Genomic DNA, 19,150 nt, shown 5'->3' on the forward strand with positions numbered 1-19,150 from the left:
CAAGATCGGTTCAGGGGCCAGTGTGGCCTCATCGCAGGGCAAGCCCGCTCCTCAAACCTGTAGGGGCGGGCTCGCCCCGCGATGGGACCGCACTCACCCAACGAATGATCGATCGAAACAACAGACAGACCCGCCAGCAGCCGAGGCTGATCGGCTATGCTTGCGCAGCGCAAGGGGCGTTGAACCGGCTCGGGAACCATGGATATCAAGTTCACCAATCGCCTGTCATACAAGCAAGCCCAGTTGACAGTCCTGGTCGGCTTCATCCTGGGAGCATTGCTCAGTCTCATCCAGATCGGCATCGATTATGCCAGCGAAGACGCTTCCATCAACCGCGAAGTGCAAGCGCTGCTGCAGATCAGCCACGATCCGGCCTCGCGCATCGCCTATAACATCGACGCGGAACTGGCCAAGGAACTCACCGGAGGCCTGTTGCAATCGCCGGCGGTGGTGCGCGCGCGACTGATCGACAACAACGACACGGTACTCGCCGACGTCCAACGCCCGCGCCAGGAAGACCGCTACCGCCCACTCAGCGACTTCCTGTTCGGCGAGCAGCGCCAGTTCAGCGACCGTCTGTTCCTCGCCCACATGCCACAGGACTACCTCGGCACCCTGTACCTGGACATCGACACCTATGCCTTCGGCAGTCGCTTCCTCGACCGCGCCGGAATCACCCTGTTCAACGGCTTCGCCCGCAGCCTGGTGCTCACCGGCATCCTCCTGGCGCTGTTCTACATGATGCTGACCAAGCCACTGGTCACGGTGATCGGCGCACTCAGCGGCAGCGACCCACGCCAGCCCGGGCGCACGCGCCTGGACTACCCCCATGGCCACGAGCACGACGAGATCGGCGTACTTGTGAAGGTCGCCAACCAGCAGTTCATCAGCATGGCCACCGAGATCCAGCAGCGGCGCAACGCCGAGAACCGCCTGACCCAATACCTCAACGAGCTGGAAGACATCGTCTCGGCACGCACAGACGAGCTCAAGGCCAGCAACAGCCGCCTGAGCCAGTCCAACCAGGAGCTGGAGGAAGCACGCCGACGCGCCCTGGACATGGCCCAGGCGCGCGCCGCCTTCCTGGCCAACATGAGCCATGAGATTCGCACCCCGCTCAATGGCATGCTCGGCATGATCGCCCTGGCCCTGGACAGCGGGCTCAACGCCGAACAACGCCAGCAGCTGTCGATCGCCCACGACTCGGGCAAGGTGCTGGTGGAACTGCTCAACGATATCCTCGACCTGTCGAAGTTCGACGCCGGGCAGTTGGAGCTCGAACGCATCCCTTTCGACATGGGGGCAATGGTCGAAGACACCGCCAACCTGCTGTCGCAGAATGCCGCCGCCAGCGTCGAGCTGACCTGCCTGGTCGACGCGGGTTTCCCCAGCACGGTGCTCGGCGACCCGACCCGGGTGCGACAGATCGTCAGCAACCTGCTGTCCAACGCGCTCAAGTTCACCCGCTTTGGCCGGGTCGATGTGCGCCTTTCACCCATCGTCGGCGGCGTGCGCCTGGAGGTTTGCGATACCGGCATTGGCATCCCCGAGGAGGCCCAGGCGCGAATCTTCCAGCCCTTCACCCAGGCTGGCGCCGGCATCACCCGCCAGTATGGGGGCACCGGCCTTGGCCTGGCGCTGACCCGCAACCTGTGCAGGGCCATGCAGGGGCATCTGCACATCCATTCCGAAACCGGTTTTGGCAGCCGATTCAGTGCCGAGCTGCCGCTGCCTGCGCATACCGAGGCGCTGGCCGCAGCGCCGTTGCAAGGGCGCGTGGTCGCCCTGAGCAATGCGTCCAGCGGCCTGGCAGAACTGCTCGAGGGCCTGCTGCCAAGCTGGGGCCTGGACTACCAACGCCGCGATGGCGCCGATGGGCTCGCGGGCACTGCCATCGACCTGCTGATCACCGACGACCTGGAGCACCTGTTCGAACTGCGCCCGACCCTCAAGGCGCCGATCCTGCTGGTGACCGCCTACGGCAACTTTCTCCCCGGCGAGGAGGCCGCGCACCTGGCGCCACTGCACCAACTGGCCCGACCGCTGGCGCGCAATGCGCTCTACCAGATCCTGCGCCGCACCTTGCAGGGCGAACCCAACACGCCTCTGCTGCACGAAGTGAGCGGTTTGCAGCAGCGCCGCGCGCGCATTCTGCTGGTGGAGGACAACCCGGTGAACCAGCTGGTGGCCAAGGGCATGCTCGGCAAGCTCGGCTGCCAGGTGCAGGTCGCGGCCCACGGCGCCGAAGCTTTGGAGATGCTGGAAAGGGAAGGGTTCGACCTGGTGCTGATGGACTGCAACATGCCGGTGATGGACGGCTACGAGGCCAGTCGGCGCATCCGCCAGAGCGGGCGCTGGCCAGACTTGCCGATCGTCGCCCTGACCGCCAACGCCATGCCCGAGGAACGTGAGCGTTGCCGCGCTGCGGGCATGGACGACTACCTGGCCAAACCGTTCCGCCGCGAGGAACTACTGGCGCTGATCGATCACTGGGTGCCGCTCAGCGGTTGAGCAACGGCTCGATCGCCGCCTTGATCGCTTCCGGCTTGGTGGTCGGCGCGTAGCGGGTGACCTGGCCGCTGACCGGATCGATGAGGAACTTGGTGAAGTTCCACTTGATCTTCTGCGTGCCCAGCACCCCGGGCGCGCGCTTCTTCAGCTCGGCGAACAGCGGGTGGGCGCCGGGGCCGTTCACCTCGACCTTGCGAAACAGCGGAAAACTCACACCGAAGTTCAGCTCGCAGAACTGCGCGATCTCCAGGGCATCGCCCGGCTCCTGCTTGCCGAACTGGTTGCAGGGAAAGCCCAGCACCACCAGGCCACGCGCCTGGTATTGCTGCCAAAGGTGCTCCAGCCCCTTGTACTGTGGGGTGAAGCCGCACTGGCTGGCGGTGTTGACCACCAGCAGCGCCTTGCCGGCGAAGTCGCCGAGGGTTTTCTGCTCGCCGGCGAGGGTCACACAGGGGAAGTCCAGCAACGCGTCAGCCATGTCGATTCTCCGTGTCAGTCGTGCGGTTTGAAATCCAGGCAAACCGAGTTGATGCAATAGCGCAGGCCAGTCGGTGGCGGACCGTCGGGGAACACATGGCCCAGGTGCGCGTCGCACTGGGCGCAGGTGACTTCGGTGCGGATCATGCCGTGGGAGGTGTCGCGGATCTCGATCATCGCGCCCTCTTCGATCGGCTCGTAGAAACTCGGCCAGCCGCAGCCGGCATCGAACTTGGTCCGCGCATCGAACAGCGGCAGGTCGCAACAGATGCAATGATAGATGCCGGCGCGGCGCTCGCTGTTGTATTTGCCGCTGAAGGGGCGCTCGGTGCCTTTCAGGCGGCACACCTGGTATTGCGCGGGGTCGAGCATCGCGCGCCACTCTTCCAGGGTTTTCTCGATCTTTTGCATGGGTGGACCTCGGCAGGCGGAATTTCACCCCGCGCTGTCTTTTCCGTAGCGCGGGTGGCACGTATATTAGTTGGCTTGTGTGCAGACGCTCAGTCTGGCACCCGCGCCCCGTCCTTTTCAAACCTTTTGACGGCCGCGCCCCGCGACTTATCCAATCGGGATCACATCATGCAGTTCAGCAAATCGAACAAGCTCGCCAATGTCTGCTACGACATTCGCGGCCCGGTGCTCAAGCACGCCAAACGCCTGGAAGAGGAAGGCCAGCGCATCCTCAAGCTGAACATCGGCAACCCGGCGCCGTTTGGCTTCGAGGCGCCCGACGAGATTCTCCAGGACGTGATCCGCAACCTGCCCACCGCCCAGGGCTACAGCGACTCCAAGGGGCTGTTCAGCGCGCGCAAGGCGGTCATGCAGTACTGCCAGCAGAAGCAGATCGAAGGCGTCGGCATCGAGGACATCTACCTGGGCAACGGCGTGTCCGAACTGATCGTGATGTCCATGCAAGCGCTGCTCAACAACGGTGACGAGGTGCTGATCCCGGCGCCGGACTACCCGCTGTGGACCGCCGCCGTGAGCCTGGCGGGCGGCAAGCCCGTGCACTACCTGTGCGACGAGCAGGCAGACTGGTTCCCCGACCTCGACGACATCAAGGCCAAGATCACCCCGAACACCAAGGCCCTGGTGATCATCAACCCGAACAACCCGACCGGCGCGGTGTACTCCAAGGAGCTGCTGCTGGGCATGCTGGAGCTGGCACGCCAGCACAACCTGGTGGTGTTCTCCGACGAGATCTACGACAAGATCCTCTACGACGAGGCCGTGCACATCAGCACCGCGTCGCTGGCCCCGGACGTGCTGTGCCTGACCTTCAACGGCCTGTCCAAGTCCTACCGCGTTGCCGGCTTCCGCTCCGGCTGGCTGATCATCTCCGGGCCCAAGCAACACGCCCAGAGCTACATCGAAGGCATCGACATGCTGGCCAACATGCGCCTGTGCGCCAACGTGCCGTCGCAGCATGCGATCCAGACCGCCCTGGGCGGCTACCAGAGCATCAACGACCTGGTACTGCCCAACGGGCGCCTGCTGGAGCAGCGCAACCGCACCTACGAATTGCTCAACGCCATTCCAGGCGTGAGCTGCGTCAAGCCCATGGGCGCGCTGTACGCCTTCCCGCGTATCGACCCAAAGGTGTGCCCTATCCACAACGACGAGAAGTTCGTGCTCGACCTGCTGCTGTCGGAAAAGCTGTTGATCGTCCAGGGCACCGCCTTCAACTGGCCGTGGCCAGACCACTTCCGCGTGGTCACCTTGCCGCGGGTCGACGACCTGGAGCAGGCCATCGGCCGCATCGGTAACTTCCTGCGCACCTACCAGCAATAAGCGACTACCGGGCCCGCGTTGCGGGCCCAACTATCTTCCTACACCCCGCAACGCTCTATCCCACAGCCCACCTGACACCCTCTGCCATACTGCTCGGTACACAGTTTGAAATAGTCGACCGGTTGAATCGCCGTGTCCGCAGCCTTATATACCCCCGCAGTACGCTAGATTTTCATCCGTCAGGAGAACGTAACAACCATGATGCGCATTCTGTTGTTTGTGGCCACCAACCTCGCGGTGGTGCTGGTTGCAAGCATTACCCTCAGCTTGTTCGGTTTCAACGGGTTCATGGCCGCCAACGGCGTCGACCTGGACCTGGGCCGCCTGCTGGTGTTCTGCGCCGTGTTCGGTTTTGCCGGGTCGCTGGTCTCGCTGTTCATCTCCAAGTGGATGGCGAAGATGACCACCGGCACCCAGATCATCACTCAGCCTCGCACCCATCACGAACAGTGGTTGTTGCAGACGGTCGAGGAACTGTCTCGCGAGGCCGGCATCAAGATGCCCGAGGTGGGTATCTTCCCGGCCTACGAGGCCAACGCCTTCGCCACCGGCTGGAACCGCAACGACGCCCTGGTGGCGGTCTCGCAGGGCCTGCTGGAGCGCTTCTCGCGTGACGAGGTGCGCGCCGTGCTGGCGCACGAGATAGGCCACGTGGCCAACGGCGACATGGTCACCCTGGCGCTGGTGCAAGGCGTGGTGAACACCTTCGTGATGTTCTTCGCGCGCATCATCGGCAACTTCGTCGACAAGGTGATCTTCAAGAACGAGGAAGGCCAGGGCATCGCCTACTACGTGGCCACCATCGTCGCCGAACTGGTGCTGGGCATCCTCGCCAGTATCATCGTCATGTGGTTCTCGCGTCGCCGCGAGTACCGCGCCGACGAGGCCGGTGCGCAATTGGCCGGCACCGGGGCCATGATCAGCGCCCTGCAGCGCCTGCGCGTGGAGCAAGGCATGCCGGTACACATGCCCGACACACTGAAGGCCTTCGGTATCAATGGCGGCCTCAAGCAGGGCCTGGCGGGCCTGCTGATGAGCCACCCGCCGCTGGAGGACCGGATCGAGGCGCTGCGTCGTCGCGGTTGAGCATTGCACCGATGTGAAGAAAGGCGACCTGCAAGGTCGCCTTTCTTGTGCTGGGCCTGAGCGGGCCTGCCCCGCGATTGGAGGCGCAGCCCTCCCCTTCACCGCTCGACCCGATACACCCGCTCCAACAGGCTCATCACCCCCGCGCCCTGGAACTTAGGGCTTTGCTCGATAATCTGTGGCGCCTCCAGCGCGTCGATGCGCCACCCCTCGAAGCCACCTCGCACCTCGTCATCCGGCACCGAGAATGGCGGCCCATCGAGGCGCGACTGATCGTACTCCAGGGTCACCACCAGCCCCGTGCACGTCGCTGGCAACAGGGTCGACAGCAGCGCCATGTAGCGTTCACGCATGAGCGGCGGCAGCGCGATCAACGCGGCGCGGTCGTACAGCCCCCCGCAATCGACCAGGTCCTGCGCCTGCAAGGCGAAGAAGTCTCCGCACCACAACTCCACCTCACCACTGCGCCACACCTCGAACGCGCCGTGCTGAGCGACCTCGGGCAGCAAGCCCTGCCCGGAGAAGAAATCCTCCACCGCCCGCCTCGACAACTCCACCCCCCGCACCCGATACCCCTGCCCGGCCAGCCAGGCCAGGTCCAGGCTCTTGCCGCACAAGGGCACCAGCACACGACTGCCCGGTGCCAGCGCCAGCTTCGACCAGTGCGCCCGCAGGTACGGATTCACCTCGGCCTGGTGAAAACCGATCTGGTTGTCCGCCCACCGCTTGTGCCAGAACGCAGACTCCATGCTAACTCCTGATTTCTCGATAGATTTCTTGCAAAACTTATATTGGATATCGATCGTTGACTGATCGAAGATGGCGGCATCTTAACCGTTCAGGAACGCACCATGCTGCCCAGCCTGTTTATCTCCCACGGCTCGCCCATGCTTGCCCTGCAGCCCGGTGCCAGCGGCCCGGCCCTCGCCGCCCTGGCGCAAGCGCTACCACGCCCAAAGGCAATCGTGGTGGTCTCGGCGCACTGGGAAAGCCGAGGGCTGCTGGTGATGAGTACGCCACAACCGCCCACCTGGCATGATTTCCATGGCTTCCCGCCGGCCTTGCATGCCGTGCAGTACCCTGCCTCGGGCGAGCCTGCGCTGGCGCAGCGGATCGCCACGCTGCTGGCGAGCGCCGACCTGGGCGCTAGCCTGGACAACCAGCGCCCTTACGACCATGGCGCCTGGGTGCCGCTGTCACTGATGTACCCGGCTGCGGACATTCCCGTCATCCAGGTGTCGCTACCCAGCCATTTCGGCCCGGCATTGCAGGTGCGGGTCGGCGAGGCCCTCAGGCCATTGCGTGAGGACGGTATCTTGCTGATCGGCTCGGGCAGCATCACTCACAACCTCGGCGAGCTCAGCTGGCATGCCGGGCCGGAGGTGATCGCGCCGTGGGCCGGTGCCTTCCGGGATTGGGTGGTGGAGCGTCTGGCCGAGGATGACCGCGCGGCGCTGCTGGCTTACCGGCACCAGGCACCGCATGCGGTGCGCAACCATCCCAGTGACGAACACTTGCTACCGCTGTTCTTCGCCCTGGGGGCGGGGGAACGGTTCGGGGTAGTGCACCAGGGGTTCACGCTCGGGGCGCTGGGAATGGATATCTACCGGTTTGACTGAGGGCCGGTAATGACGCAGCAACATTCGCCAGACAAAAAAATCCCCAGCCTAGGCCGGGGATTTTTTCATTGCAGCGCCAGGATCAATCTTCGCGGTAGCGGCGCAGCTTCAGCTGCTTGCCCGCCACACGGGTGTCCTTGAGCTTGGACAGCAGACGCTCCAGGCCCTCTTCCGGCAGCTCGACCAGGCTGAAGCTGTCGCGTACCTGGATGCGGCCGATGGCGTCACGCGCCAGGCCACCCTCGTTGAGGATCGCGCCCAGCAGGTTCTTCGCGGCGATGCCGTCACGGGCACCCAGGGCGGTACGGCAACGCACACGGCCTTCAGCCAGCGGCATCGGCGCACGACGCTCGCGGTCACCACGCTCGCTGCGCTCGCCACGGTCGGCACGCTCACCAGTACGCTCACGCGGGGCGTGGGTCGGCACCAGCGGTTGCTCGCGCTCGACCGCGGCCAGGTCCAGCGCCTGGCCGTTGGTGGCCTTGCGCAGCAAAGCCGAGGCCAGGGCGCGCGGGCTGCAGCCCAGGTCGGCGGTCAGGCGATCGAACAGCTCGCCATGGCTGACTTCGGCTTCGGCCACCAGCGGCGCGAGGCTGGCGGTCAGCTTCTTGATGCGTGCGTCGAGCACGGCCTGCGGGTTGGGCAGGCGGGCTTCGGCGACCTTCTGCCCGGTCACGCGCTCGATCACCTGCAGCATGCGGCGCTCGCGCGGGGTAACCAGCAGCAGCGCGCGGCCATCACGACCGGCACGGCCGGTGCGACCGATACGGTGCACGTAGGATTCCGGGTCGTACGGCATGTCGACGTTGAACACGTGGGTGATGCGCGGTACGTCCAGGCCACGGGCGGCGACGTCGGTAGCGACGACGATGTCCAGGCGGCCATCCTTGAGCGAGTCGATGACCCGCTCACGCTGGTTCTGGGCGATGTCGCCATTCAGCGCGGCAGCCTTGTAGCCCTTGGCTTCCAGGGCAGCGGCCAGGTCCAGGGTAGCTTGCTTGGTGCGCACGAAGGCGATCAGCGCGTCGAACTCTTCCACTTCCAGCAGACGCAGCACGGCCGGGATCTTCTGGTCGGCATGGACCATCAGGTGGGCCTGATCGATCGCGGTGACGGTCTGGGTCTTGCTCTGGATCTTGACGTGCTTCGGCTCGCGCAGGTGACGCTCGGCGATGCTGCGGATCGAAGACGGCAGGGTGGCGGAGAACAGCACGGTCTGGCGCGAGGCCGGGATGGCGTCGAAGATCACTTCGAGGTCGTCCATGAAACCGAGCTTGAGCATCTCGTCAGCTTCGTCCAGCACCAGGTACTGCACGGTCGACAGCACTTTCTCGTCACGACGCAGGTGGTCGCACAGGCGGCCCGGGGTGGCGACGACGATCTGTGCGCCGTTGCGAATGGCGCGCAGTTGTGGGCCCATCGGGGCACCACCGTACACGGCCACCACGTTAACGCCCGGCATCTGCTTGGCGTAGGTTTCGAAGGCGGTGGCTACTTGCAGCGCCAACTCACGGGTTGGCGCCAGGATCAGGGCTTGCGGTTCGCGCTTGCTCACGTCGATCTTGTTGAGGATCGGCAGGGCGAAGGCAGCGGTCTTGCCGGTGCCAGTCTGCGCCTGGCCGATCATGTCGTGACCGGCGAGGATGATCGGGATCGACTGTTGCTGAATGGCGGACGGCTCTTCATAGCCGGTCGCCAGGACGGCAGCAACGATGTTCGGATTGAGTTCGAGAGCGGCGAATCCGCCGGTTTCCTGGGTCATGGGTCTGCCTCTATGTGCATCCGCAAAGACCCATGCTCCAAAGCTGCACATGCCTTGAAAGACCCGAAGGTCACCCAGGCAGCTTTGGCGGCGGGGATTTGCGAAAACGATTGAAAAGAAAAACGTGGGAATGTCCGCCTAGCGGACCAGCAGCCGAAGCTGGATTCGGAGGATTTGCACCGCCTGATTTTGCGGCCCGCTAAAAGACCGGCGCGTATCATATACGAATTCGTGTTGGCCGTGAGAATTTTTTCGGGGGGTAGTGGCCAGTATCGGGCCAGCAGCCAGAGGTCGCTGAAACGATTCCCCCGGGATGCATGTCGTGCTCATCGCGGCCTCGCCCGCGATGGGGGCGCCACCACCCTCCGCTCAACTCGCCGCCCGCACCTCGCGGATCAGGTACTCCAGCGAATACCCCAGGCGCGCGGCCAACGCGCCGGCCCGCGCCCGCAGGCCATCAAGGTCCAGCGCCTGCTCAAGGTCCGCCGGCACCAGCAGGATCACGTTGCCCTCCTTCACCGGCAGCTCCCAGTAGTGCCGGTGGTAGAGCCCCCGCAGCAACGCCGCGCCCAGCGGCCGGCCATCATCGCCCGCCCATTGGTTGATCACCAGCCACCCTTCCGGGTTGAGACGCTTCTGGCAGCTCTCCAGAAAACCCCAGGCCAGGTGCCCGACACCCGGGCCATGGTCGGTGTACAAGTCGACGAAGATCAGGTCGGCTTGCTCGGCAGTAGGCAACAACTCAAGGGCATCGCCGATACGCACGTACAGCCTTGGGTCGTCGTCCAGGCCCATGTACTCCATGGCCAGGCGCGGCACGTCGGGGCGCAGTTCGATGGCCTCGACATCCTCCAGCGGCAGGAACTTCAGGCACGCCTGGGTCAAGGTGCCCGCGCCAAGGCCGAGGAACAGCGCGCTCTCCGGTTGCGCATGGCACAGCGCACCGACCAGCATGGCACGGGTGTAGTCGTACTCCAGCCAGCTGGGGTCGGCGGTGAAGGTGCAGCTCTGCTCGATGGCGTCGCCGAACTCGAGGAAGCGATAGTCCTCGACCTCGTACACACTGATGACCCCGAAGGCATCCTCCACCCGGGCCAGCAGCCGCTCTTCCCGCTCCGTCGCCATCGCCTTCCCGCCCGCGCAAAACGCGCATTGTCCGTCAATGCCTGCGGTGCAACAAGCTCACCGCCACCTGATACCATGGCAGGCACGACAACCGCCGATACCGAGCCCGTGATGAACCAACCCTGGACCCCCGACAGCTGGCGCGCCCTGCCGATCCAGCAGCAACCGACCTACCCCGACGCCGCGCACCTGCTCAAGGTCGAGCAGACCCTGGCCAGCTACCCGCCGCTGGTGTTCGCCGGCGAGGCCCGCGAGTTGCGCCGGCAGTTCGCCGAGGTCACCCAGGGCCGCGCCTTCCTGCTGCAGGGCGGCGACTGCGCCGAGAGCTTCGCCGAGTTCTCCGCGGCGAAGATCCGCGACACCTTCAAGGTGCTGTTGCAGATGGCCATCGTCATGACCTTCGCCGCCGGCTGCCCAGTGGTCAAGGTCGGGCGCATGGCCGGCCAGTTCGCCAAGCCGCGCTCGGCCAATGACGAGACCATCGGCCAGGTCACCCTGCCCGCCTACCGGGGCGACATCGTCAATGGCATCGGTTTCGACGCCGCCAGCCGCGTGCCCGACCCCGAGCGCCTGCTGCAGGCCTACCACCAGGCCACCGCCAGCCTCAACCTGCTGCGCGCCTTCGCCCAGGGCGGTTTCGCCGACCTGCACCAGGTGCACAAGTGGAACCTGGACTTCATCGCCAACTCGGCGCTGGCCGAGAAGTACCACCAACTCGCCGACCGCATCGACGAGACCCTGGCGTTCATGCGCGCCTGCGGCCTGGACACCGCCCCGCAACTGCGAGAGACCAGCTTCTTCACCGCCCACGAAGCGCTGCTGCTGAACTACGAAGAAGCCTTCGTGCGCCGCGACAGCCTCACTGGCGACTACTACGACTGCTCGGCGCACATGCTGTGGATCGGCGACCGCACCCGCCAGCTCGACGGCGCCCACGTGGAGTTCCTGCGCGGGGTGCACAACCCGATCGGGGTCAAGGTCGGCCCGAGCATGAACACCGAGGAACTGATCCGCCTGATCGACGTGCTCAACCCGGAAAACGACCCCGGTCGCCTGAACCTGATCGTGCGCATGGGCGCCAGCAAGGTCGGCGACCATCTGCCGGGGCTGATCCGCGCGGTCGAGCGCGAGGGGCGCAAGGTGCTGTGGAGCTCCGACCCGATGCACGGCAACACCATCAAGGCCAGCAGCGGCTACAAGACCCGCGACTTCGCGCAGATCCTCGACGAGGTCAAGCAGTTCTTCCAGGTGCACCAGGCCGAGGGCAGCCACGCGGGCGGCATTCACATCGAGATGACCGGGCAGAACGTCACCGAATGCATCGGCGGCGCCCGGCCGATCACCGAGGACGCCCTGTCCGATCGCTACCACACCCACTGCGACCCGCGCATGAACGCCGACCAGTCGCTGGAGCTGGCGTTCCTGATCGCCGAAACCCTCAAGCAGGTGCGTCGCTGAGCGCCTGACGCAAACGGGCTGCCGCCTCCCGCGGGCAGTCCAGCCGCACCCTCTCAAGGCCCAGCCAGCCCGCCAGCCGTTCCAGGTTGCGGGCCAGGGCCTGATACCCCGCCTCGTCCAACCCTTGCGTCTCCTCATGCACGGCATGCACCGCCAGCTCGCCCTTGGCCCGCTCGGCGCGCAAGTCCAGGCGCGCGGCGATGCGCTCGTCGTGCAGGAACGGCAGCACGTAGTAGCCAAACACGCGTTTGTGCGCCGGGGTGTAGATCTCCAGGCGGTAGCGGAAGTCGAACAACCGCTCGGTGCGACCGCGCTCCCAGACCAGTGAGTCGAACGGCGACAGCAAGGCGCTGGCCTCGACGCGTCGAGGGATACGCGGGGTGCCCACGCAGTAGGCGGGCTGCTTCCAGCCCTGCACCGTGCAGGCTTGCAAGCGGCCATCGGCCACCAGCTCGGCGAGCGCCGCCTTGCTTTGCGCCGGGCTCAAGCGGAAGTAGTCGCGCAAGTCCTGCTCGGTGGCCACGCCCAGGGCGGTGGCGGCATGCAGCATCAGGCCCTGGTGGGCTTCGGCGTCGCAGGGGGTCGGCTGGTCGAGGATGGCGCCGGGCAGCACCCGCTCGGGCAAATCGTACAGGCGCTCGAAGCCCCGGCGTCCAGCCACGGTCACCTGACCGGCGGCGAACAGCCATTCCATCGCGTGCTTCTCGTCGCTCCAGTCCCACCAGGGGCCAGCGCGCTCCTCGCGGGTCGACAGGCTGCCAGCGCCCAACGCGCCTTGCTCACGCACTGCGGCCAGCACGCGGGCGATCACGTCCTGACGCTCGCGGCCGAACTGCGCCAGTTGCCGGTAGATGCCCTCGCCTTCAGCGGCCCGGGCCATGCGCCAGCGCATCAGCGGGTACAGCGCCAGGGGCAGCAGCGAGGCTTCGTGGCCCCAGTATTCGAACAACTGGCGCTGGCGGCCACGCCCCCAGGCCAGTTGGTCGAGCAAGGCCGGGGAGTAGTCGCCAAGGCGCGAGAACAGCGGCAGGTAGTGCGAGCGCACCAGGGCGTTGACCGAGTCGATCTGTACCACGCCCAGGCGCTGGAGCATGCGCTTGATGGCCGCGGACGTGGGCGTGGTATCTGTCGGTTTGCCGAAACCCTGGGCCGCGAGGGCCAGGCGGCGGGCCTGCTTGAGGGAGAGGCTTAAGGACACTGCGCGGCTCCGGGGTGGGTGAGCGGTCAGTGTAGTGTCTGTGGCGGCCCTATCGCGGGGCAAGCCCGCTCACAAGAGCGGGCTTGCCCCGCGATGCGGTGTCACTTGCGTAGCGGATCGTCCCAGAAGGGCCGCTCCACTTCCTGCAACGTGTCCGCCCGGCTCAATCCCAGGTCGTGCAGCGCCTCGTCACTGAGGCTTGCCAGTTGCCGCCGCTGGCGCCCCAGCTGGTACCAGCGCGCAACGTGGTGCAGCGCCACATTCAGTGCATGACTGAGGGAAAAGCTGTGCGGATGGATGCTGACATGACCTTTCATCTTGATGCCCTCCGTGAAGATGGCTTCAGTCTCGCCCCCGGCATAAGATCAATCCAACGAATGTTTCTTATACCTTGCATCTAGGAGATTGATGCAATGTCCCAATACCAGAGCCTCGACGCGGACGTGCTGCGCACCTTCGTCGCCATCGCCGAGCAAGGCGGCTTCACCCGTGCCGGCGAAGTGGTCAACCGCACCCAATCGGCGGTGAGCATGCAGATGAAACGCCTGGAGGAAGACATCCTCCAGCGCCAGCTGTTCGAACGTGACGGCCGCCAGGTGCGCTTGACCGCCGAGGGCCAGGTGCTGCTGGGCTATGCGCGGCGCATCCTCAAGCTGCACGGTGAAGTGTTCAACACCCTGCGCATGCCGCACATGGTCGGGGTGGTGCGCATCGGCACGCCTGACGACTACGCCATGCGCTTCCTGCCGACCATCCTGTCGAGCTTCGCCCAGAGCTACCCGCTGATCCAAGTGGAAGTGCATTGCGAGCCGTCGAAGCAGTTGATGCAGCGCCAGGACCTGGACTTGACCATCGTCACCTGCGAGCCCGGCTCGGAGGTCGGCCAGTTGCTGCGCCAGGAGCGCCTGGTGTGGGCTGCGGCCCAGGGCTTCTGCCCGCAAGAGCAGCGGCCGATGCCGCTGGCGATGTTCAACACCGACTGCTTCTGCCGTTCATGGGCTTGCAATGCCTTGGAACTGCTGGAAATCGACTACCGCATCGCTTACACCAGCCCCAGCCTGGCGGCGATCTTCGCCATCGTCGGCGCGGGGCTTGCGGTGACGGCGCAGTTGCAGAGCTTGATTGCTGGCAACCTGCGGGTCCTGGGGGAGGAACATGGGTTGCCGCAATTGCCGGTGGCCAATGTGATGCTGCTGCGCAATGCGCAAAGCCAGTCACCGATTACCGATTGCCTGGCGGACTATGTGGCTCAGGGCTTCAAGTGAGGTTTTTGTGGGGTGGTTGACGGCCCTATCGCGGGGCAAGCCCACGCCTACAAATACCCCGCTGATTCCGAAACCAACGCTGAACCTGTAGAAGCGGGCTCGCCCCGCGCTAGGGCCCTTTGATCAAAGCTCGAACGCCAGCATCACCGCGCAGACGATCAGGAACCCGCAGAACAGCGTGCGCAATACCTTCTCCGGCAGCGCATGGGCCAGCTTCACGCCCCAGCTGATGCTCAACAACCCACCCACCGCCAGCGGAATGCCGGCGTGCCAGTCGACGCTCTGGTGCAGCCCGTAGGTCAGCAGGGTAACGGTCGTGCTCGGCGCAGCCAGTGCCAACGACAAGCCCTGGGCCACCACCTGGGTGGTGCCGAACACGCTGGTCAGGATCGGCGTCGCCACCACCGCGCCGCCCACGCCGAACAGCCCGCCCATGGTGCCCGCAAAGCAACCCAGCACGCCCAGCCACGGCCAGGGGTAGCGCAGCTCGCTGCTCGGCGGTGCCACGCGCAGGAACATCCGTGCCACGTTCCACACCGCCAATACGATCAGGAAGCCGACGAAGCCCAGGCGCATCGAATGCGCATCGATGCCCACCGCCCAGATCGACCCCAACCAGGCGAACAGGAAGCTGCACAGCGACAGCGGCACGGCATGGCGCAGCTCGATGCGGTTGCGTTGGTGGTAGCGCCACAGCGCCAGCAGCACGTTCGGCACCACCATCACCAGCGCCGTGCCCTGGGCCAGTTGCTGGTCCAGGCCAAACAGCACACCCAACGCCGGAATGGCGATCAGCCCGCCGCCAATGCCAAACAACCCACCCATGGTGCCCAGGGCCGCGCCCAGGGCGATGTACATCAACCACTCGATCATCAGCGTTTCATCCAGCTGCATTGAATAATCCAAGCATGCTAACCAGTGGGCCCTGGCAGGGAAACGCACAGCAGCGCACAATGGCTTTGCGCATTTCGCACAAGCAAACGGTCATCCCATGAGCCCGGACCTTCTCACCGAACACCTGAGCCTGTTCCTCGACGTACTGGAAACCGGCAGTTTCTCCGCCGCCGCGCGCCGCCACCCCCTGACCCCCTCGGCGGTGGCAAGGCGCATCGACCACCTCGAAAATGCCGTGGGCAGCCGCCTGTTCGCCCGTAGCACCCATGCGGTGCGCGTCACCCCGGCTGGCAAGGCGTTCGCCGAACGCGCCCGGCGTATCGTCGAGGAGCTGCGCCTGGCACGTGCCGAGGCGGTGTCGCTGAGCAGCGCTCCGGAAGGCCTGATCCGTATCGATGCCCCCGCCGCCTTCGGCCGCCGCCACTTGGCTCCGGCCATCGCCGACTTCCTGGTCGCCTACCCCGGGCTGGACGTGCAACTGCGCCTGATCGACAGCTTCGTCGACATGCACGGCAGCCACCTGGGCGAAGTCGACCTGGTGCTGCGCGCCGGCCCCATGGCCGACACCCGGCTGGTGGCCACCCCCCTGGCGCCCATGGTGCGCATCGCCTGCGCCAGCCCTGCCTACCTGGCCAGCCGCGGCGTACCGCGCAGCCCCAGCGAACTGCCGACGCACGACGGCCTGGACTGGGACGGCCTGGCGCCACCCTTCGCCTGGCGCTTTCATGTCGACGGGCAACTGCGCCTGCACCGCCCTACTCGCATGCGCATGGCCGCCAACAACGCCGAGGCCTTGCTGTTCGGTGCCCTCGCCGGGCTGGGTGTGGCGCACCTGCCGACCTGGCTGATCAGTGAGTACCTGCTGCGGGGCGAACTGCTGCCGCTGTTCTGCGAAAACGGCCTGCCTGAACCTGAAACCACCGGCATCTATGCCTTGCGCCTTGAACATGAAACGAACTCTCGCAGCCGCTTGCTGCTCGAATTTCTCAAGAGCCGCTTCAGCCCGGTGCCCCCCTGGGACTTGGCCTTGCGCAGCGGACTGCGTGGATGATGAGCGCGCTAACCATCAGCGTGCTAGATTCTTAACCGAACCTACTCAAGGACCTGCATGAAAGACACCCAAGCCTCCTGCGACGAGCTGCTGCTGGACAACCAGGTCTGCTTCGCCCTGCATTCCACCTCGTTGCTGATGACCAAGGTCTATAAACCGCTGCTGCAAGCCCTCGGCCTGACCTACCCGCAATACTTGGCCATGCTCGTGCTGTGGGAGCAGGACGGCCTGACCGTGGGTGAGATCAGCCAGCGTCTGCTCACCGACCCCGGCTCGCTGACCCCCTTGCTCAAGCGCCTGGAAAGCGAAGGCCTGCTCAAACGTACCCGCAGCCGCGAAGACGAGCGCGTGGTGCTGGTGCAACTGACCGACAAGGGCCGTGAGCTGCAGCAGGAAGCGCGTCGTGTGCCCCAATGCATCCTGCAAGCCAGCGGCCGCTCGCTGGAGCGCCTGCAGCAACTGCAAACCGAGCTGTTGGACCTGCGCGCCAGCCTGCAAAAAAACCTCTGACGACTACGCTGTGAAATGGCCGTCGGACGAATGGTCGAAAAATTATCTTGCGCACAAAATAATTGCGCGATAACTTAATCCCCATACCCACCCAGCGCCCTGGCGCACAGCACACAAAGCGAGGTTCAAGATGCAAAAGGTCACTCCCCTGTACATCGCAGAAGCCACCTCCACCGGCGGTCGCGACGGCAAGTCCAAATCCAGCGACGGCAAGCTGGAAGTCAAGCTGAGCACCCCGAAGGAACTCGGCGGCGCAGGCGGTGAAGGCACCAACCCCGAGCAGCTGTTCGCCGCCGGTTACTCGGCCTGCTTCATCGGCGCCCTGAAGTTCGTCGCCGGCCAGGAGAAGAAAGCCCTGCCCGCCGATGCCTCGATCACCGCCAAGGTCGGTATCGGCCAGATCCCCGGTGGTTTTGGCCTGGACATCGACCTGCACGTCAACCTGCCGGGCCTGGCCCAGTCCGAGGCCGAAGGGCTGGTGGAGAAGGCGCACAAAGTCTGCCCTTACTCCAACGCCACCCGCGGTAACGTGGATGTACGCTTGCACGTGACGGTCTGATGGCCTCGGGGACGCCATGCGTCCCCGACCGACTAACGTCAGGCACAAAAAAACCCGGCCAAGGCCGGGTTTTTCGTGGGTCGCAAGAAGAGTTACTTCTTGGAGCGGCCCTTGAAGCTGTTGTCGCGAGTGTCGATGTCGATCCACTCGTCGATCTGGATGAAGTCGGCAACCTGGATTTCAGTGCCGTTCTTCAGCTTGGCAGGCTTCATGACCTTGCCGGAAGTGTCGCCACGAGCAGCGTTCTCGGTGTAGACGACCTGACGGCTGATAGTGGTCGGCAGTTCTACCGATACCAGGCGGCCTTCGAAGAAGACGGCTTCGCAGATGTCTTCCATGCCTTCTTCGATGTACGGCAGAACGGCGTCGATGTCCTCGGCGTTCAGTTCGTACATGGTGTAGTCGGTGGTGTCCATGAAGGTGTATTCGTCACCGTTGATGAACGACAGGGTCGCTTCTTTGCGATCCAGGATCACGTCGTCCAGCTTGTCGTCCGCACCGTAGACGGTTTCGGTCTTGTAGCCGGTCAGCAGGTTCTTCAGCTTGGTCTTCATGATCGCGCTGTTACGGCCCGACTTGGTGAATTCAGCTTTCTGAACCAACCACGGATCGTTATCGATGCGCAGAACGGTACCGGGTTTGATTTCTTTACCAGTTTTCATTACGAAATATCCGAATCTGGATGGATTTATAAAAATCGAGGCCGCGTATCATATCCAATTTCGGTAAAACTGTACCAGCGCTGTGGCGAGGTCCGGCCGAGCGGCCTGCAAAGCGCACCATTGCCGGGCGTGGGCCTGCAGTTCCGACCAGTGCGCCAGCGCCTCGCGCCAGGCTTGGCCCATGTCATGGTCCATGTTCCAGGCGCGCCACAGTTCGACCAGCGCGTCACCGGCCTGCTCCGACAGGCCCCGCCGATAGATCGCCAGGAACGCTTCGAGTTTTTCCCAGTGGGCGTTTTCTTCCTGTACGTAGATGTGCCATAGCAAGGGCCTGCCGGCCCATTGCGCGCGAACGAACGAGTCCTCGCCGCGCACGGCGTTGAAGTCGCAGCACCAGAGCAGGCGGTCGTAGTCCTCTTGGCTGACGAACGGCAGCACCTGCACCGTCAACCCACCGCGCTCGCGCACATCGCCCACGCCCAGTGCCGGCTCGCCGAACCAGGCGCGCACATCGGCGAGGATGCGCCCCTCAGGCACTAGCATGTGGGTCGGCTGGGAGTCTTCGGCCATGGCCTGGAACCAACTGCCCAACTGCCGGTTCTCGTAGGCGAACAGCGACACCAGCCGCGCCCCTGGCCGAGGCTGCACGCCCAGGCCGCCAAGAAACGCGGTGCGTGCAGCCGCGTCGGCCTCGAAGGCCTGACGCTGGAGCAACAGGCTGGCCTCGCGCAGCAGGCCGCCGGTTTTGTCGGTGAAACCGGGGAAGAAGAAGCGCTTGCGCAGGCCATTGGCCTGGGGCGAGGCCAGGCCGTGGCAGCCTTCGACCCAGTCCTCGGCACTGAGGTATTCCAGGTTCAGCCACAGCGCCGGGGTGGCGCGTTGCACCAGCGCGTCGACATAGGCGGGCGGCAGGCTACAGCCGAAGGCGCCGATCACCACCTGGGCAGTGTCGACCGCTGACCAATCGGGCATCCAGTGGCGCACGTCCACACCCTGCCGCCACTGCTGCGCGGCGCCGGGATCGGCCCCCGGGCACAAGCGGGCGAAGGCCGCCAAGTCATCGACCCACAGGCGCACGGCCAGGCTATGCTCAGCCGCCAACTGGCGGGCCAGGCGCCAGGTCACGCCAATGTCGCCATAGTTGTCGACGACCGTGCAGAAGATGTCCCAGCGGGTCTTCAT

Annotated in this window: 18 protein-coding genes and 1 pseudogene; 9 read left to right on the forward strand and 10 right to left on the reverse strand. The window is 65.0% G+C overall.

Annotated features, from left to right (window positions below; translation table 11 throughout):
* The first annotated feature begins 198 nt into the window (after nucleotides 1–198).
* The gene (locus tag P0Y43_RS18060) at nucleotides 199–2,511 is read left to right on the forward strand and encodes a hybrid sensor histidine kinase/response regulator (protein WP_275638617.1); all 2,313 of its coding nucleotides are present in this window, start codon (nucleotides 199–201) and stop codon (nucleotides 2,509–2,511) included.
* Here the strand turns inward: P0Y43_RS18060 and P0Y43_RS18065 are convergent.
* Nucleotides 2,501–2,989: a glutathione peroxidase gene (locus P0Y43_RS18065; RefSeq protein WP_275638618.1), complete on the reverse strand. Its 489-nt coding sequence runs from the start codon at nucleotides 2,987–2,989 to the stop codon at nucleotides 2,501–2,503. The two genes, P0Y43_RS18060 and P0Y43_RS18065, sit on opposite strands and share 11 nt — an antisense overlap.
* A gap of 14 nt (nucleotides 2,990–3,003) precedes the next feature.
* A complete protein-coding gene (msrB, locus tag P0Y43_RS18070) occupies nucleotides 3,004–3,399 on the reverse strand; it encodes a peptide-methionine (R)-S-oxide reductase MsrB (RefSeq protein ID WP_275638619.1) in 396 nt (131 codons plus the stop codon).
* A gap of 168 nt (nucleotides 3,400–3,567) precedes the next feature.
* Between msrB and P0Y43_RS18075 the strand changes: the two genes are divergently transcribed.
* Together P0Y43_RS18075 and htpX are read left to right on the forward strand one after the other, a co-directional pair.
* Nucleotides 3,568–4,779 carry a pyridoxal phosphate-dependent aminotransferase gene (locus P0Y43_RS18075; RefSeq protein ID WP_275638620.1) on the forward strand — a complete coding sequence of 404 codons (1,212 nt, stop codon included), beginning with the start codon at nucleotides 3,568–3,570 and terminating at the stop codon, nucleotides 4,777–4,779.
* A 198-nt stretch (nucleotides 4,780–4,977) separates the two neighbouring features.
* On the forward strand, nucleotides 4,978–5,865 hold the full coding sequence (gene htpX / locus P0Y43_RS18080) for a protease HtpX (RefSeq protein WP_275638621.1): 888 nt from the start codon (nucleotides 4,978–4,980) through the stop codon (nucleotides 5,863–5,865).
* Between the two features lie 98 nt (nucleotides 5,866–5,963).
* Here the strand turns inward: htpX and P0Y43_RS18085 are convergent, their stop codons facing one another.
* The gene (locus P0Y43_RS18085) at nucleotides 5,964–6,614 is read right to left on the reverse strand and encodes a thiopurine S-methyltransferase (protein WP_275638622.1); all 651 of its coding nucleotides are present in this window, start codon (nucleotides 6,612–6,614) and stop codon (nucleotides 5,964–5,966) included.
* A gap of 102 nt (nucleotides 6,615–6,716) precedes the next feature.
* Between P0Y43_RS18085 and P0Y43_RS18090 the strand changes: the two genes are divergently transcribed.
* Nucleotides 6,717–7,484 (forward strand): DODA-type extradiol aromatic ring-opening family dioxygenase, encoded by a 768-nt coding sequence (locus P0Y43_RS18090; protein ID WP_275638623.1) that lies wholly within the window; start codon nucleotides 6,717–6,719, stop codon nucleotides 7,482–7,484.
* An 82-nt stretch (nucleotides 7,485–7,566) separates the two neighbouring features.
* Here P0Y43_RS18090 and P0Y43_RS18095 read toward each other — a convergent pair.
* Nucleotides 7,567–9,280: pseudogene (locus P0Y43_RS18095) on the reverse strand (DEAD/DEAH box helicase).
* A 335-nt stretch (nucleotides 9,281–9,615) separates the two neighbouring features.
* On the reverse strand, nucleotides 9,616–10,371 hold the full coding sequence (locus P0Y43_RS18100; RefSeq protein WP_275638624.1) for a spermidine synthase: 756 nt from the start codon (nucleotides 10,369–10,371) through the stop codon (nucleotides 9,616–9,618).
* A gap of 111 nt (nucleotides 10,372–10,482) precedes the next feature.
* Between P0Y43_RS18100 and P0Y43_RS18105 the strand changes: the two genes are divergently transcribed.
* Nucleotides 10,483–11,829 (forward strand): class II 3-deoxy-7-phosphoheptulonate synthase, encoded by a 1,347-nt coding sequence (locus tag P0Y43_RS18105; protein WP_275638625.1) that lies wholly within the window; start codon nucleotides 10,483–10,485, stop codon nucleotides 11,827–11,829.
* Here the strand turns inward: P0Y43_RS18105 and P0Y43_RS18110 are convergent.
* Together P0Y43_RS18110 and P0Y43_RS18115 are read right to left on the reverse strand one after the other, a co-directional pair.
* A complete protein-coding gene (locus P0Y43_RS18110; protein ID WP_275638626.1) occupies nucleotides 11,810–13,027 on the reverse strand; it encodes a winged helix-turn-helix domain-containing protein in 1,218 nt (405 codons plus the stop codon). The two genes, P0Y43_RS18105 and P0Y43_RS18110, sit on opposite strands and share 20 nt — an antisense overlap.
* 101 nt (nucleotides 13,028–13,128) lie before the next feature.
* Nucleotides 13,129–13,344 (reverse strand): DUF1127 domain-containing protein, encoded by a 216-nt coding sequence (locus P0Y43_RS18115; RefSeq protein WP_275638627.1) that lies wholly within the window; start codon nucleotides 13,342–13,344, stop codon nucleotides 13,129–13,131.
* Between the two features lie 96 nt (nucleotides 13,345–13,440).
* On the opposite strand from P0Y43_RS18115, the gene P0Y43_RS18120 reads away from it, so the two are divergent.
* Nucleotides 13,441–14,292 carry a LysR substrate-binding domain-containing protein gene (locus P0Y43_RS18120; RefSeq protein ID WP_275638628.1) on the forward strand — a complete coding sequence of 284 codons (852 nt, stop codon included), beginning with the start codon at nucleotides 13,441–13,443 and terminating at the stop codon, nucleotides 14,290–14,292.
* 123 nt (nucleotides 14,293–14,415) lie between these two features.
* Here the strand turns inward: P0Y43_RS18120 and P0Y43_RS18125 are convergent, their stop codons facing one another.
* Complete coding sequence (locus tag P0Y43_RS18125) at nucleotides 14,416–15,165, reverse strand: sulfite exporter TauE/SafE family protein (RefSeq protein WP_275638686.1); 750 nt, start codon at nucleotides 15,163–15,165, stop codon at nucleotides 14,416–14,418.
* 118 nt (nucleotides 15,166–15,283) lie between these two features.
* Here P0Y43_RS18125 and P0Y43_RS18130 point away from each other — a divergent pair, with 118 nt between their 5' ends.
* The 3 genes from P0Y43_RS18130 (at nucleotide 15,284) to P0Y43_RS18140 (ending at nucleotide 17,306) form a co-directional block, all read left to right on the forward strand.
* Nucleotides 15,284–16,237, forward strand: coding sequence for a LysR family transcriptional regulator (locus P0Y43_RS18130; RefSeq protein WP_275638629.1), 954 nt, complete (start codon nucleotides 15,284–15,286; stop codon nucleotides 16,235–16,237).
* Between the two features lie 57 nt (nucleotides 16,238–16,294).
* A complete protein-coding gene (locus P0Y43_RS18135; protein ID WP_275638630.1) occupies nucleotides 16,295–16,747 on the forward strand; it encodes a MarR family winged helix-turn-helix transcriptional regulator in 453 nt (150 codons plus the stop codon).
* Nucleotides 16,748–16,877: 130 nt separating this feature from the next.
* On the forward strand, nucleotides 16,878–17,306 hold the full coding sequence (locus P0Y43_RS18140; RefSeq protein ID WP_275638631.1) for an organic hydroperoxide resistance protein: 429 nt from the start codon (nucleotides 16,878–16,880) through the stop codon (nucleotides 17,304–17,306).
* 92 nt (nucleotides 17,307–17,398) lie between these two features.
* Here the strand turns inward: P0Y43_RS18140 and efp are convergent, their stop codons facing one another.
* Both efp and earP read right to left on the reverse strand, forming a co-directional pair.
* On the reverse strand, nucleotides 17,399–17,968 hold the full coding sequence (gene efp / locus P0Y43_RS18145) for an elongation factor P (protein ID WP_275638632.1): 570 nt from the start codon (nucleotides 17,966–17,968) through the stop codon (nucleotides 17,399–17,401).
* Nucleotides 17,969–18,016: 48 nt separating this feature from the next.
* Entirely contained in the window at nucleotides 18,017–19,150 is a 1,134-nt protein-coding gene (gene earP, locus P0Y43_RS18150) for an elongation factor P maturation arginine rhamnosyltransferase EarP (protein WP_275638633.1), read from the reverse strand.

It is taken from the genome of Pseudomonas entomophila, from assembly GCF_029193575.1.
GTDB lineage: Bacteria > Pseudomonadota > Gammaproteobacteria > Pseudomonadales > Pseudomonadaceae > Aquipseudomonas > Aquipseudomonas entomophila_G.